Raw genomic sequence first — 13,850 nt, 5'->3', positions numbered from 1 at the left:
AACGAAGCCGGAGACCGGAGCCGGGGAAGAGCCAGCCGGACGTAGCCGAAGATCGGAGCCGGGGCGCAGCCAGCCAGAAGACCCAGCCAGCCAGGCACGAGAAACAGACCGCCAGCCAGAAGACCCAGCCAGCCAGACAGAAGAGGGCATGAAAAAACCCCGGTCGAAAGGACCGGGGTTCTTCATCGAGAGCGGACGACGAGGCTCGAACTCGCGACCTCAACCTTGGCAAGGTTGCGCTCTACCAACTGAGCTACGTCCGCATTGCCGCCGACCTTCGGCCGTGAAATACACGGCCCCGATCGGTGCGAGCACCAGCCTACCTGATCCACAAGAGTGGTCGGGACGGTGATGCAGAGCGGGTGACAGGAATCGCACACTGCGCCTTCCCCCTGGAAGGGGGATGTTCTACTACTGAACTACACCCGCATGCCGCTGTGAGCTGGGCTTTTCGGCCCCGCCCCCTTGGCGTGCTCCAGACTCTAGCTGATCAGCGGGGGTGCTGTGCAAGTCGGTAGGCGCCGGAGGCGTGCGAGCGGGTGGTCACGGGGCCCCGGTGGAGCCCCGCGCCATGGCCCTCACTGCGCGGCGGCGAACGCCTCGTAGACCTTCTTGGGGATCCGGCCGCGGGCCGGCACGTCCATCTTGTTCGCCTGCGCCCAGGCCCGGACCGCCGCCGGGTCGGGAGCGACCTCCGTCTGCCGGAAGGCCCGGCCGGACCTCGACCGCTTGCGGCCGGCCTCCACGTAGGGCGCGAGCGCCTCACGCAGTTTCTCGGCATTGGCTTCATTCAGGTCGATCTCGTACGACTTGCCGTCGAGTCCGAAGGCGATCGTTTCCGCCGCTTCCGAGCCGTCGATGTCGTCGAAGAGCGTGACCACGACCTTCTGCGCCACGAATATCGGTCCCTTCGTGCGGCACCCCATACAGCTCAGCTGCCATGACGTGCCGAGTTGTCGGCTTATTGCCAATTCATTTGTACAGTGCCCGGCATTGCAAAGTGAAGCTCGACTAAATCTCCCCGCGTGTCCGTGCGCAATAGGTATCGCGGGCCGCCCGGCGATCTTTCCCGGAACTTTTCCCGAACGCACCCCTCCGATACCGGATCGTGATGCCGGTCACGTAGGTTCCTCCTACTCTACTCGCGTAGAAATTTTGTGCGGGTAGTCTGAAGGAACCTGCTCAGCACCACACACCGGGAGTGCCAGTGGCACGCGTCGTAGTCGACGTCATGCTCAAGCCGGAGATCCTCGACCCCCAGGGCCAGGCGGTGCAGCGCGCACTGCCGCGGCTGGGTTTCGAAGGCATCTCCGACGTCCGTCAGGGAAAGCGATTCGAACTGGAAGTTGACGGGCCGGTCGACGAGGCCGCGCTCGCCCGCATCCACGATCTTGCGGAATCCTTCCTCGCCAACACCGTGATCGAGGACTTCACCGTCAAGGTCGAGGAAGTCGCGGAGGCCGCGAAGTGACCGCTCGTATCGGCGTCGTCACTTTCCCGGGAAGTCTCGACGACCGGGACACCCAGCGCGCGATCCGTCTCGCGGGTGCCGAACCGGTCGCTCTCTGGCACAAGGACAAGGACCTCAAGCAGGTCGACGCCGTGGTGCTGCCCGGTGGTTTCTCCTACGGCGACTATCTCCGCGCCGGTGCCATCTCCCGGTTCTCGCCGGTGATGGAGACGGTGATCGAGCAGGCGAAGGCCGGTATGCCGGTTCTCGGTATCTGCAACGGCTTCCAGGTCCTCACCGAGGCCCACCTGCTGCCCGGCGGCATGCTCGGCAACGACCATCTGCACTTCATCTGCCGCGACCAGAAGCTGCGGGTGGAGAACGCGGACACGGCCTGGACCAGCGACTACGAGGCGGGCCAGGAGATCCACATCCCGCTGAAGAACATGGACGGCCGTTACGTCGCCGACCAGTACACGCTGGACAAGCTGGAGGCGGAGGGCCGGGTCGCGTTCCGCTACCTGGGCTTCAACCCGAACGGCTCGCTCAACGACATCGCCGGCATCACCAACGGGGCCGGCAACGTCGTGGGCCTGATGCCGCACCCGGAGCACGCCGTGGAGCCGCTCATCGGCACCGGCCGCACCGACGGCCTCCCCTTCTTCACCTCGATCCTCAAGAAGCTGGTCAACGCATGAGCCGGACGCCTCTGGACACGGTCGAGCACGCGGCCGCGACCCCCGACGTCGAGCTGCCCTGGGCCGAACTCGGTCTGAAGAAGGACGAGTACGAGCGCGTGGTCGAGATCCTCGGCCGCCGGCCCACCGGTGCCGAGCTCGCCATGTACTCGGTCATGTGGTCCGAGCACTGCTCCTACAAGTCCTCCAAGGTCCACCTCCGCCAGTTCGGCGAGAAGGCCCCCGAGTCCGAGGCGATGCTCGTCGGCATCGGCGAGAACGCCGGCGTCGTCGACGTCGGCCAGGGCTACGCGGTCACCTTCAAGGTCGAGTCGCACAACCACCCGTCGTACGTCGAGCCCTACCAGGGCGCGGCCACCGGCGTCGGCGGCATCGTGCGCGACATCATCGCGATGGGCGCCCGCCCGGTCGCGGTCGTCGACCCGCTGCGCTTCGGCGCGGCCGACCACCCCGACACCAAGCGCGTCCTGCCCGGCGTCGTCGCCGGCATCGGCGGCTACGGCAACTGCCTGGGCCTGCCCAACATCGGCGGCGAGGTCGTCTTCGACGCCTGCTACCAGGGCAACCCGCTGGTCAACGCCGGCGCCATCGGCGTCATGCGGCACGAGGACATCCACCTCGCCAAGGCGTCCGGCGCCGGCAACAAGGTCATCCTCTACGGGGCCCGCACCGGCGGTGACGGCATCGGCGGCGCCTCCATCCTGGCCTCCGAGACCTTCGACGACGCCAAGCCGTCCAAGCGCCCGGCCGTGCAGGTCGGCGACCCCTTCCAGGAGAAGCTCCTCATCGAGTGCACCCTGGAGGCCTTCCAGGAGAAGCTCGTCGTCGGCATCCAGGACCTCGGCGCGGCGGGCCTGTCCTGCGCGACGAGCGAGCTGGCCTCCAACGGCTCCGGCGGCATGCGCGTCACCCTGGACGACGTACCGCTGCGCGACTCCACGCTCTCGCCCGAGGAGATCCTCATGAGCGAGTCGCAGGAACGCATGTGCGCGGTCGTGGAGCCGGAGAAGGTCGACCGCTTCCTGGAGATCTGCGAGAAGTGGGACGTCATCGCCACCGTCATCGGTGAGGTGACCGACGGCGACCGCCTGGAGATCTTCTGGCACGGCGGCAAGATCGTCGACGTCGACCCGCGCACGGTCGCGCACGACGGCCCGGTCTACGAGCGCCCCTACGCCCGCCCCTCCTGGCAGGACGCGCTCCAGGCGGACGACGCGAACAAGCTGCCCCGCCCGGCGACGGGCGAGGAGCTGAAGGACCAGGTCCTGAAGCTGGTCGCGTCCCCGAACCAGGCCTCCAAGAAGTGGATCACCTCGCAGTACGACCACTTCGTGCAGGGCAACACCGTCCTCGCCCAGCCCGAGGACTCCGGCATGATCCGGATCGACGAGGAGACCGGCCTCGGCGTGGCGATCGCCACCGACGGCAACGGCCGGTACGCCAAGCTCGACCCGTACACGGGCGCGCAGCTGGCCCTGGCGGAGGCGTACCGCAACGTCGCCACCACCGGCGCCAAGCCCCTCGCCGTCTCCGACTGCCTCAACTTCGGCTCCCCCGAGGACCCGGCGGTCATGTGGCAGTTCGCCGAGGCCGTACGCGGTCTCGCGGACGCCTGCCTCCAGCTCGGCACCCCGGTGACCGGCGGCAACGTCTCGCTGTACAACCAGACGGGCGAGGCCGCCATCCACCCGACCCCGGTCGTGGCCGTCCTCGGCGTCATCGACGACGTGGCCCGCCGCACCCCGGTCGCCTTCCAGGAGGAGGGTCACCTCCTCTACCTGCTCGGCGACACCCGCGAGGAGTTCGGCGGCTCGGCCTGGTCCCAGGTCGTCCACGACCACCTCGGCGGACTGCCCCCGAAGGTGGACCTGGAGCGGGAGCGGCTGCTCGGCGAGATCCTGATCTCGGCATCCCGCGACGGCATGATCGACTCCGCGCACGACCTCTCCGACGGCGGCCTGATCCAGGCGGTCGTCGAGTCGGCCCTGCTCGGCGGCAAGGGTGCCCGTCTGGTCGTCCCCGACGGCCTGGACGCGTTCACCTTCCTCTTCTCCGAGTCGGCCGGCCGCGCCGTCGTCGCCGTGCCGCGCTCCGAGGAGCTCCGCTTCAACGACATGTGCGGCGCGCGGGGTCTGCCCGTCACCCGCATCGGTGTCGTCGACGGCACCTCCGTGGACGTCCAGGGCGAGTTCGCCCTCCCCCTGGACGAGCTGCGAGAGGCCCACGAGAACACCATCCCGGCGCTGCTGAAGTAGACGACGCCCGTACGACGGTGACGGCCCCGCCCGGTTCTCCGGGCGGGGTCCGCCGTTTCCACGGCCCGGCATAGGCTCGTCCCCATGCCGGCCAAGAAGCGCACCCGCAGCTACGACCCCGCCAAGACCCGTGCCGCGGTGCTCGCGCAGTTCGGGAAGATCCGCGGTGCCGTCGGCACTCTGACGCCCGATCAGCTCGCGGGGCCCACCCGACTCGGCGACTGGACCGTCCGCGACCTGGCCGCGCATCTCACCATGACCGTCGCCGCCGTCAGCCGCGCCCTGGACCGTCCGGAGCCGCCGAAGGCCGACATCGCGCTCCTCGACTACCCGTCCGTGACCGCCCTCTTCGCCGAGGCCGTCGCCGACGGCACCCGGCAACTGGCCGCCGCCGAACCGGACCTCGACGCGCTGTACGACCGCACCGGGGACGAGCTCACCGCCCGCCTCGCCGCGGCCCCCGACTCCCGTGTCCTCGACCTGCGGGCGGGCGCCATGACCCTCACCGACTTCCTGGTCACCCGGACCGTCGAACTCGTCGTCCACACCGACGACCTGAACGCGGCGGTACCCGGTCTGGACATCCCGCTGGAGAAGCAGGCCCTGGCCGCCTGCACCCGGCTTCTGGCCGACGCGCTCGCCGCGAAGGCGCCCGGCGGCGCGACCGAGGTACGCGTCCCGCCGTACGCGGTGGTGCAGTGCGTCGAGGGGCCCCGGCACACCCGCGGCACTCCGCCCAACGTCGTGGAGACCGACCCGCTGACCTGGGTCCGCCTCGCCACCGGCCGGACGACCTGGGCGGACGCGCGGGACGCGGCACTGGTCAGCGCCAGCGGGGAGAGGGCGGACCTCGCCGGGCTGCTGCCGCTGATGAGCTGAGGGGAACCGATCGCCGGGCCCTCCCGTCCCACCGCCATGGACAAGCAGCGACTGACCCTCGCAGCCCTGACCCTCCTTCCGCTCCTGGCCGCGTGCGGCACCGAGAAGCCGTCCGAGGACCCCGTCGGCGCGTCCGGCCCCGCCGTGACCGGTGTGCGCTGGGCCGTCACAGACGTCACCGCCGACGGCCGCACCCACCGCGCCCCGACAGCCGCCCACCTGCGCATATCCGCCGACGGCAAGGTCGAGGGCAGCCTCGGCTGCAACGGCTTCAGTGCCACCGCCGACGTCCGCGGCGACCGCGTCACCTTCGACGGGCTCGGCGCCACCGAGATGGCCTGCGACGGCGTCCCGGTCGCCTTCGAGGGGACCCTCGCCGACGTGCTCACGGACGGGGGTCTCACCGCCCGCCGCGAAGGCGCCGACCTGACCCTCACCACCGCGGGCGGCGACCGTGTCCGCCTCACCGAGCGGAAGCCGGCCCCGCTGTCCGGCACGCGCTGGAAGCTCACCGACCCGGCGGGCGACGGCCGTGGCCACCTCGTCTTCGACACCGCCGCGGGAACCGTCTCGGGAAGCGCGGGCTGCAATCGGGTGAACGCCTCGGCGACGGTACGCGACGGCAGTATCACGCTGGGCTCGGTCGCCACGACCCGAATGGTGTGCGAAGCCTCACTCATGAAAGCCGAGCGCGGCCTCCTGAAGGTGCTCGACGGCACCGTCGACTACCGCATCGATCACCAAACGCTCACGCTGACCAGCGAAAACGGTGAGACCGTGACCGCGGTCGCGGCCGAGTGATCCATTAGCGGCGCGTATCTCCAATTCGGACCAGTGGTCGATCTCGCCTACACTCGGAGCCGTGCCACGTGGTGACGGTCGACTCAATCACGATCTGCTCCCCGGCGAGAAAGGCCCCCAGGACGCTTGTGGCGTCTTCGGTGTCTGGGCTCCGGGCGAAGAGGTCGCAAAGCTCACGTACTTCGGGCTCTACGCCCTCCAGCATCGGGGCCAGGAATCCGCGGGAATCGCGGTCAGCAACGGCTCCCAGATCCTCGTCTTCAAGGACATGGGCCTCGTGTCCCAGGTCTTCGACGAGACCTCACTCGGTTCGCTCCAGGGTCACATCGCGGTCGGACACGCCCGCTACTCGACCACCGGCGCCTCCGTGTGGGAGAACGCCCAGCCGACGTTCCGTGCCACCGCGCACGGCTCCATCGCGCTCGGCCACAACGGCAACCTCGTCAACACGGCGCAGCTGGCCGAGATGGTCGCCGCCCTGCCGAACGACAACAACAGCCGCTCCGCCCGCGTGGCTGCCACCAACGACACCGACCTGCTGACCGCGCTCCTCGCGGCCCAGGTCGACGAGGACGGCAAGCCGCTCACCATCGAGGAGGCCGCGCACCAGGTCCTCCCGAAGGTGCGGGGCGCGTTCTCCCTCGTCTTCATGGACGAGCACACCCTCTACGCCGGCCGCGACCCGCAGGGCATCCGCCCGCTGGTCCTCGGCCGCCTGGAGCGCGGCTGGGTCGTCGCCTCCGAGAGCGCCGCCCTGGACATCTGCGGCGCGAGCTTCGTGCGCGAGATCGAGCCGGGCGAGTTCATCGCCATCGACGAGAACGGCCTGCGCACCTCCCGCTTCGCGGAAGCGAAGCCCAAGGGCTGTGTCTTCGAGTACGTGTACCTGGCCCGCCCCGACACCGACATCGCCGGCCGGAACGTGTACCTCTCCCGCGTGGAGATGGGCCGCCGCCTGGCGAAGGAGGCGCCCGTCGAGGCCGACCTGGTCATAGCGACCCCGGAGTCGGGCACCCCGGCCGCCATCGGCTACGCGGAGGCCTCCGGCATCCCGTTCGGCGCCGGCCTGGTCAAGAACGCCTATGTCGGGCGTACGTTCATCCAGCCCTCCCAGACGATCCGCCAGCTCGGTATCCGGCTGAAGCTGAACCCGCTGAAGGAAGTCATCAAGGGCAAGCGCCTGGTCGTCGTCGACGACTCCATCGTGCGCGGCAACACCCAGCGGGCCCTGGTCCGCATGCTGCGCGAGGCGGGCGCCGCCGAGGTCCACATCCGGATCTCCTCCCCGCCCGTGAAGTGGCCCTGCTTCTTCGGCATCGACTTCGCCACCCGCGCCGAGCTCATCGCCAACGGCATGACGATCGAGGAGATCGGCACGTCCCTCGGCGCCGACTCCCTGTCCTACATCTCCATCGACGGCATGATCGAGGCGACCACGATCGCCAAGCCGAACCTGTGCCGCGCCTGCTTCGACGGCGAGTACCCGATGGAGCTGCCGGACCCCGAGCTGCTCGGCAAGCAGCTGCTGGAGACCGAGCTGGCCGCGGGCCCGGCCGCGACGGCCGCGGCCGACGCGATCCGTCGCCCGTAAGCCCCGTATCTCTCAACCCGAAAGATCCCAGGCAATGTCTGAGACAACTACCGGTGCTTCCTACGCGGCGGCCGGAGTCGACATCGAGGCGGGCGACCGCGCGGTCGAGCTGATGAAGGAGTGGGTGAAGAAGGCTCAGCGCCCCGAGGTCCTCGGCGGCCTCGGCGGTTTCGCCGGCCTCTTCGACGCCTCCGCCCTCAAGCGCTACGAGCGTCCGCTGCTCGCCTCCGCCACCGACGGTGTGGGCACCAAGGTCGACGTCGCGCGCCAGATGGGTGTCTTCGACACCATCGGCCACGACCTGGTCGCCATGGTCATGGACGACATCGTGGTGTGCGGCGCCGAGCCGCTGTTCATGACCGACTACATCTGTGTCGGCAAGGTCCACCCCGAGCGGGTCGCCGCGATCGTCAAGGGCATCGCCGAGGGCTGTGTGCTGGCCGGCTGCGCCCTGGTGGGCGGCGAGACGGCCGAGCACCCGGGCCTGCTGGGCGAGGACGACTTCGACGTCGCCGGCGCCGGTACGGGCGTCGTGGAGGCCGACCGGCTGCTCGGCGCGGATCGTATCCGTACGGGTGACGCGGTGGTCGCCATGGCGTCCTCGGGCCTTCACTCCAACGGGTACTCCCTGGTCCGGCACGTCCTGCTGAAGCAGGCGGGTCTCGCCCTGGACGCCCGGATCGAGGAGCTCGGCCGCACCCTCGGCGAGGAGCTGCTGGAGCCCACCAAGATCTACTCCCTGGACTGTCTGGCCCTCACCCGCACCACCGAGGTCCACGCCTTCAGCCATGTCACCGGCGGCGGACTGGCGGCCAACCTGGCCCGGGTCGTCCCGGACGGGCTGCACGCCACGGTCGACCGCTCCACCTGGACCCCGGGCGCGATCTTCGAGCTGGTCGGCAGGACCGGTCGGGTCGAGCGCCTGGAGCTGGAGAAGACCCTGAACATGGGCGTCGGCATGATCGCGATCGTCCCGCAGGAGTCGGTGGACGTGGCCCTGACGACACTGGCCGACCGTGGGGTCGACGCCTGGGTCGCGGGCGAGATCACGGACCGCGGGGACCACGGGACAGGCGCCGCCCTGGTCGGCGACTACGCGGGCTGAATCCCTGAAGACAGCACAGAACCCGGTCGGTGACCGAAGTCACCGACCGGGTGGGTGCTCACTGCGAGGTCAAGCGCCGCGACGGTGTTGTGAAGAAGAAGGACCGTCGTCTTCATCCTCGTCGTCGTCCTCGTAGAGGTCGGCGTACCGAGAGTAAAGATCGTCCTCGTCATCCTCATCCTCCTCGAACGGCTCGCCGTTCGGCGGCTGGTTCGAAGACGATGCGCCCAGTTCATTGGCCAGACGCGAGAGGTCAGTCCCACCGCTGTTGTACTTCAGCTGGCGGGCGACCTTCGTCTGCTTGGCCTTGGCCCGGCCGCGCCCCATGGCTCGACCCCCTTGGTGACGGGGCTCGACGGCCCCAGAGTCTGACACGCGTTCATGATCCGGAACGGACTCTCCGTGGAGAGGCCGGTCCGTAGGGCTTCCACGGTACCTGAGCCCGCGCCCATACGGTACGTCGCCCGCAGCACGCGCGTGTGCACAGGACCTTCGAGGCGCCCTGTCCTCGCTGGTCAGTGGCGATTTTAACCACTTATCGGCGGACGACCCGCCGGTTGGAGTGAGAGTTCTCTCTAACCGTGCCCCGGCGGGTACCGCGCGAACCGTTGGCCTGCGCTCCGCGGAACGTCAGCGTCCGGAGCGTCCGGCGACCGCCTCGTGCATCCGCTGCTCGGCGATCCGGTCGGCCGCGGCGGCCGGCGGAATCCCATCCGCCTTCGCACGCGCGAAGATCGCGAGCGTGGTGTCGTAGATCCCCGTCGCCTTCGCCTTGCACCGGTCGAAGTCGAAGCCGTGCAGCTCGTCGGCGACCTGGATGACACCACCCGCGTTCACCACGTAGTCCGGGGCGTAGAGGATCCCGCGGTCGGCGAGGTCCTTCTCCACGCCCGGGTGGGCGAGCTGGTTGTTGGCCGCGCCGCAGACGACCTTGGCGGTCAGCACCGGCACGGACTCGTCGTTGAGGGCGCCGCCCAGCGCGCAGGGGGCGTAGACGTCCAGGCCCTCGACGCGGATCAGCGCCTCGGTGTCGGCGACGGCCACGACGCTCGCGTGCCGCTCGGTGATCCGGCGTACGGCGTCCTCGCGCACGTCCGTCACGAAGACCTCGGCGCCCTCCGCGACCAGGTGCTCGACCAGGTGGTGGCCGACCTTGCCGACGCCCGCGATGCCGACCCGCCTGCCTCGCAGCGACGGGTCCCCCCACAGGTACTGGGCCGAGGCCCGCATGCCCTGGTAGACGCCGAACGCGGTCAGCACCGAGGAGTCGCCGGCGCCGCCGTTCTCCGGGGAGCGGCCGGTCGTCCACCGGCACTCGCGCGCGACGACGTCCATGTCGGCGACATAGGTGCCGACGTCGCAGGCGGTGACGTACCGGCCGCCGAGGGAGGCCACCATGCGGCCGTAGGCCAGCAGCAGCTCCTCGGTCTTGATCCGGTCCGGGTCCCCGATGATCACGGCCTTGCCGCCGCCGTGGTCGAGCCCGGCCATGGCGTTCTTGTAGGACATCCCGCGCGAGAGGTTCAGCGCGTCGGCGACGGCCTCCTCCTCGCTCGCGTACGGGTAGAAGCGCGTACCGCCGAGGGCGGGGCCGAGGGCGGTGGAGTGGATGGCGATGACGGCCTTGAGGCCGCTGGCGCGGTCCTGGCAGAGCACGACCTGCTCGTGGCCACCCTGGTCCGACTGGAACAGGGTGTGCAGTACCTCAGCAGGTGCGCCGGTTACGTCGGTCACTGTGGTGACTCCTGGGTAATAAGCGGCGGTCGGGAAGGGGTCCCGTGCGGGTGGCGGGGCCCCGTTGGGCTGAAGAGTAGACCCGTCCGGGGCGGGCCACCTCGCCGTGCTCAGGATCACCTCCTCACGGGGTACGTCCGTGCGACGATTCGCATAGATTTCCCGCACTTTTGTCGGCGGGTTCCGCAGTTTTCCCCGGCTGGTGGCGGGGGAGGGAGCAGGCGTGCCCAAGGTGTCCTCGGTGATCGTCCCGTACGCGTCCTACTTGCGTGTGTACGAGCCGCTGGCAGCCTTCCCCGAGCCCGAGCGGGACCACTGGGCGCGCTACGCCCGCCGCCCCGAGCACCCCACCTACCAGGACGAACTGCGCCGCTCCCTGGCCGACTTGCTGCCCGTCCCGCCCGTGGTGGTGCCGGTGCACGAGAGCGGCGACGCCTTCGTCCTGGAGGCCGACGGGGTGGTCCACGTCTGCCCCTGGCGCACCCGGCTGCGCGGCTGGCAGGCCCTCGGCGAGCTCGCGGACGAGCTGCCCGTGCCCGTCCTGGACGCCGTCCTGCCGCCGCTGGTGCGCCACCAGGCCGCCCAGGACTACGAGCGCTGGCTCGCCCGCAACCCCGACGCCCGCCCCTGGATCCGCACGGCGACCTGGCAGGTGCCGCTGAACTGGTTCGTACTCGTCTCCGACGAGGAGCGGGAGTACGCCAAGGGGTCCGCCGACGCCGCGCCCCGGCTGCGGTACCGCACCCCGATGGTCCAGGCCCGTCGGCGGGTCGCGCGGGGGCTGCGGGCCCTGCGGGAGGCCATCGACGAGGGGCCGCTCATCGACGGCCTGGTGGACGTCGGACGCTGGCTGGAGGAGTTCCACCCGCGCTCGCTGGTCGAGCTCGACTACGGCGGGCTCGTGCACGCCCTCTCCGACGACGAGTTGGCGGACGACCACTCGGCCGCGGACGTCGCCCGGGGGATCGAGGCGCTGCGCCGGGGGGACGGCCGGGCCGCGGGCGAGGCGTACGCGGAACTGGTGGAGCGCTGGCGCGCGGTGCGTGACCTGCGGTCAGCGAACTGACGGGACAACAGAAGTGACACACGTCACGGCCTGAACGCGACGTCTGCGCGTACGGTCTACCGCACTTCAAGAAGTTGACGGGATGTTGGTCCCTATCCGGGCGTATGCCTCAAGCGTGACAGAGCGCACGTACGCGGCCCTTGCGCCGCTTACCCCTCCTCGTGCCAAAATAGGACAAGGAGCCCGGGGAGGGCTCTGTCTCAGCATTACCTGCTTTGGGGGGTCTGGTGCCTCCTGATCGCCCTGTGACTGATCGTCACAGTGGCGTGACTGTCCGCTATGGCATGGTCCATCGGCTTCCGTCGCTGATGAACACCTGGGAGGGCAATTCCATCGGTTTGGCCGACGCGGCTGGACAGATGGTGTAGTTGTAGTGCCGAGGACAAGCCGTTCGTCCTATAACCGACTCGACCCGCGTCCGCCATTTCGGGCAACGCGGGTCAAGGTGCAGAATTTAGAGGAAAGAACCGAGAAGGTTCGGTTCTCCCGAGGAGGCCGCTCATGACCGCTCGCACCCCTGATGCCGAGCCGCTGCTGACCCCGGCTGAGGTCGCCACGATGTTCCGCGTCGACCCCAAGACGGTCACGCGGTGGGCGAAGGCCGGCAAGCTCACGTCGATCCGCACGCTCGGCGGGCATCGACGCTACCGCGAGGCTGAGGTCCGCGCACTGCTCGCGGGCATCCCGCAGCAGCGCAGCGAGGCCTGAACAACTTCATAACCGGGCAGAACGGCTGGACCCCCAACCCCGCCGAGCCGCCCGGAACCCCTAGCTCCAACCGACGCGGGACCTGCCCCAACAGGGCCCACGCCCGAGCCACTCAGAACTTCACAGGCACGAAACAGGGTGCGTCGTAGATCGCGCTGGACTCCGCCGGGTCCAGCGCGATCTTTTTTGTGCGCCCTCGTTGTGTACGCACCGTGTTCCTCTCGCGCCCTTGCGTGGGAGCGGGACCACCGGGCGGATGGCCGTCGGCTCGCCTTCCGGTGGCCGGGCGTTGTCCCGTGGGTGGGCTGTGAGGGTGCTGGGCAGGAGCCCCGGAGACGCCGGTGGGCTCTCTGGAGACTGGTGCAATTGCACATATTAAATTGACCAGTTGTAGGAGTGGGGTAAGAAGCAGGGTTTCGGAAACTGATCCGGTGACTCCCGTCACATGCCAGAGTACTTGTTGCCTCCGGCTTATCTGCGCTAGTGGAGGCGAGTGTTCCAGCGTCCCACCTCTGTAGGGGTGTTGGGCACGGACGGACGTCAGCCGCCCGAGGGCCGCTCGGCCCCCTCGCCCTGCTCCACGCCCTCGTCGGGTGTGGTGTCGGTCTCCTCGGGCGTCGAGGCCGTCGAGTCCATCGCCAGCCGCAGCAGCCGGTGACAGACGGGGCAGTGCCGCGTCAGATGCCGGTACGACGACGCCGCGGCCAGATGCGCCCGCAGCAACGCCCGCGTCTCGTGCCTGACCGCAGCACCCATACGCCCTCCCGCGCCCTCCGCAGCCACGCCCCGCCCTTTCCGGGGTACCGACCGAATGTGACGCCGTCAAGGGCGCCGGAGGGCCGCGGAGGGGCACGGGGAGGACGGTGTGCCCGCCGGGGCGTGAGGGGTCGCGGGACTCCCTCCGAGGGGGCGGACGCCGTCTTGACGGAGTGGCGGGCGAGAGAGGCCGTTCCGCCCCGACGGAAGACGCGCCGAGGCCCGCGGCCCATCACGGAGCGTGGACCTCGGAGTGGTGCGGTCCTGACGGGAATTGCTGAGTTCTGATGACGACGGCAGCTGTGCGGTGGAAGGCCCCTCGCGCAGGGGCCGGGGTCTCCCTGGGGGCGAGCGGGCACGGAAGAAGGCCCGCGTCCCGTACGGCGCGGGCCTTCTCTTCGATGCGGTCCTGACGGGATTTGCCGTGTCTGATGGCGGCTTCGCCGCGGGCGCGGCCTCCGCTTCGGCAGGGCGGTGGGGTCGGGCGTGAGAGGTGGCCTGGGGTTCGTCTGGCGGCGCGGTTCGGGGGGCGGTCCTGACGGGATTTGCCGTGTCTGTTCGCGGCTTCGCCGCGGGCGCGGCCTCCGCTTCGGCAGGGCGGCGAGGGCGGGGGCGGGGCGGGCATGCGAGAAGGCCCGCGTCCCTTGCGGGGGCGGGCCTTCTCTTCGATGCGGTCCTGACGGGATTTGAACCCGCGGCCTCCACCTTGACAGGGTGGCGAGCACTCCAAACTGCTCCACAGGACCAGGTTTCGCGGCGCTTGCTGTTCTGCGTTGCGCTGCGAGAAGGACTGTACAGGAGGGTGAG

Annotated in this window: 13 protein-coding genes and 3 tRNA genes; 9 read left to right on the top strand and 7 right to left on the bottom strand. The window is 69.7% G+C overall.

Annotated elements, in window-relative coordinates; translation table 11 throughout:
- Positions 1-190: 190 nt before the first annotated feature.
- From ACFYR0_RS09435 to ACFYR0_RS09425, 3 genes are all read right to left on the bottom strand, one after another.
- A tRNA-Gly gene (locus tag ACFYR0_RS09435) sits at positions 191-263 on the bottom strand.
- A 94-nt stretch (positions 264-357) separates the two neighbouring features.
- A tRNA-Gly gene (locus ACFYR0_RS09430) sits at positions 358-429 on the bottom strand.
- A 149-nt stretch (positions 430-578) separates the two neighbouring features.
- Positions 579-896 (bottom strand): Lsr2 family protein, encoded by a 318-nt coding sequence (locus ACFYR0_RS09425; protein WP_386384663.1) that lies wholly within the window; start codon positions 894-896, stop codon positions 579-581.
- A gap of 311 nt (positions 897-1,207) precedes the next feature.
- Between ACFYR0_RS09425 and purS the strand changes: the two genes are divergently transcribed.
- From purS to purM, 7 genes are all read left to right on the top strand, one after another.
- Entirely contained in the window at positions 1,208-1,471 is a 264-nt protein-coding gene (gene purS, locus ACFYR0_RS09420) for a phosphoribosylformylglycinamidine synthase subunit PurS (protein WP_015659417.1), read from the top strand.
- A complete protein-coding gene (gene purQ / locus ACFYR0_RS09415; protein WP_389323880.1) occupies positions 1,468-2,148 on the top strand; it encodes a phosphoribosylformylglycinamidine synthase subunit PurQ in 681 nt (226 codons plus the stop codon). Before purS ends, purQ begins: the two co-directional genes overlap by 4 nt.
- Complete coding sequence (gene purL / locus ACFYR0_RS09410; RefSeq protein ID WP_389323877.1) at positions 2,145-4,403, top strand: phosphoribosylformylglycinamidine synthase subunit PurL; 2,259 nt, start codon at positions 2,145-2,147, stop codon at positions 4,401-4,403. Before purQ ends, purL begins: the two co-directional genes overlap by 4 nt.
- An 84-nt stretch (positions 4,404-4,487) precedes the next feature.
- Complete coding sequence (locus ACFYR0_RS09405; RefSeq protein ID WP_389323869.1) at positions 4,488-5,282, top strand: sterol carrier family protein; 795 nt, start codon at positions 4,488-4,490, stop codon at positions 5,280-5,282.
- 36 nt (positions 5,283-5,318) lie between these two features.
- Positions 5,319-6,083 carry an META domain-containing protein gene (locus ACFYR0_RS09400; RefSeq protein ID WP_389323866.1) on the top strand — a complete coding sequence of 255 codons (765 nt, stop codon included), beginning with the start codon at positions 5,319-5,321 and terminating at the stop codon, positions 6,081-6,083.
- A gap of 61 nt (positions 6,084-6,144) precedes the next feature.
- The gene (gene purF, locus ACFYR0_RS09395) at positions 6,145-7,674 is read left to right on the top strand and encodes an amidophosphoribosyltransferase (protein WP_386384670.1); all 1,530 of its coding nucleotides are present in this window, start codon (positions 6,145-6,147) and stop codon (positions 7,672-7,674) included.
- A 34-nt stretch (positions 7,675-7,708) separates the two neighbouring features.
- Complete coding sequence (gene purM / locus ACFYR0_RS09390) at positions 7,709-8,779, top strand: phosphoribosylformylglycinamidine cyclo-ligase (RefSeq protein ID WP_389323862.1); 1,071 nt, start codon at positions 7,709-7,711, stop codon at positions 8,777-8,779.
- A 69-nt stretch (positions 8,780-8,848) separates the two neighbouring features.
- On the opposite strand, the gene ACFYR0_RS09385 is transcribed toward purM, so the two are convergent.
- Both ACFYR0_RS09385 and ACFYR0_RS09380 read right to left on the bottom strand, forming a co-directional pair.
- On the bottom strand, positions 8,849-9,106 hold the full coding sequence (locus ACFYR0_RS09385; RefSeq protein ID WP_389323859.1) for a DUF3073 domain-containing protein: 258 nt from the start codon (positions 9,104-9,106) through the stop codon (positions 8,849-8,851).
- Between the two features lie 303 nt (positions 9,107-9,409).
- Positions 9,410-10,513, bottom strand: coding sequence for a Leu/Phe/Val dehydrogenase (locus tag ACFYR0_RS09380; protein WP_389323856.1), 1,104 nt, complete (start codon positions 10,511-10,513; stop codon positions 9,410-9,412).
- A gap of 223 nt (positions 10,514-10,736) precedes the next feature.
- Between ACFYR0_RS09380 and ACFYR0_RS09375 the strand changes: the two genes are divergently transcribed.
- Both ACFYR0_RS09375 and bldC read left to right on the top strand, forming a co-directional pair.
- Positions 10,737-11,579 (top strand): hypothetical protein, encoded by an 843-nt coding sequence (locus ACFYR0_RS09375; protein ID WP_386384678.1) that lies wholly within the window; start codon positions 10,737-10,739, stop codon positions 11,577-11,579.
- 501 nt (positions 11,580-12,080) lie between these two features.
- Complete coding sequence (gene bldC / locus ACFYR0_RS09370; protein ID WP_003949541.1) at positions 12,081-12,287, top strand: developmental transcriptional regulator BldC; 207 nt, start codon at positions 12,081-12,083, stop codon at positions 12,285-12,287.
- 540 nt (positions 12,288-12,827) lie between these two features.
- Here bldC and ACFYR0_RS09365 read toward each other — a convergent pair.
- Positions 12,828-13,043 carry a DUF6274 family protein gene (locus ACFYR0_RS09365; protein WP_389323853.1) on the bottom strand — a complete coding sequence of 72 codons (216 nt, stop codon included), beginning with the start codon at positions 13,041-13,043 and terminating at the stop codon, positions 12,828-12,830.
- Positions 13,044-13,714: 671 nt separating this feature from the next.
- Positions 13,715-13,789 (bottom strand) — tRNA-Asp (locus ACFYR0_RS09360).
- Positions 13,790-13,850: the final 61 nt, after the last annotated feature.

Source organism: Streptomyces sp. NPDC005017 (genome assembly GCF_042873115.1).
In the GTDB taxonomy this organism is placed as follows: domain Bacteria; phylum Actinomycetota; class Actinomycetes; order Streptomycetales; family Streptomycetaceae; genus Streptomyces.
This window is presented reverse-complemented; position numbering and strand designations above follow the sequence as displayed.

Bases quoted from the DNA above. Each gene is read 5' to 3' on its own strand.
- ACFYR0_RS09405 (WP_389323869.1), top strand. From the start codon at position 4,488: ATGCCGGCCAAGAAGCGCACCCGCAGCTACGACCCCGCCAAGACCCGT.
- bldC (WP_003949541.1), top strand. From the start codon at position 12,081: ATGACCGCTCGCACCCCTGATGCCGAGCCGCTGCTGACCCCGGCTGAG.
- ACFYR0_RS09365 (WP_389323853.1), bottom strand. From the start codon at position 13,043: ATGGGTGCTGCGGTCAGGCACGAGACGCGGGCGTTGCTGCGGGCGCAT.
- ACFYR0_RS09385 (WP_389323859.1), bottom strand. From the start codon at position 9,106: ATGGGGCGCGGCCGGGCCAAGGCCAAGCAGACGAAGGTCGCCCGCCAG.
- purL (WP_389323877.1), top strand. From the start codon at position 2,145: ATGAGCCGGACGCCTCTGGACACGGTCGAGCACGCGGCCGCGACCCCC.
- purM (WP_389323862.1), top strand. From the start codon at position 7,709: ATGTCTGAGACAACTACCGGTGCTTCCTACGCGGCGGCCGGAGTCGAC.
- ACFYR0_RS09400 (WP_389323866.1), top strand. From the start codon at position 5,319: ATGGACAAGCAGCGACTGACCCTCGCAGCCCTGACCCTCCTTCCGCTC.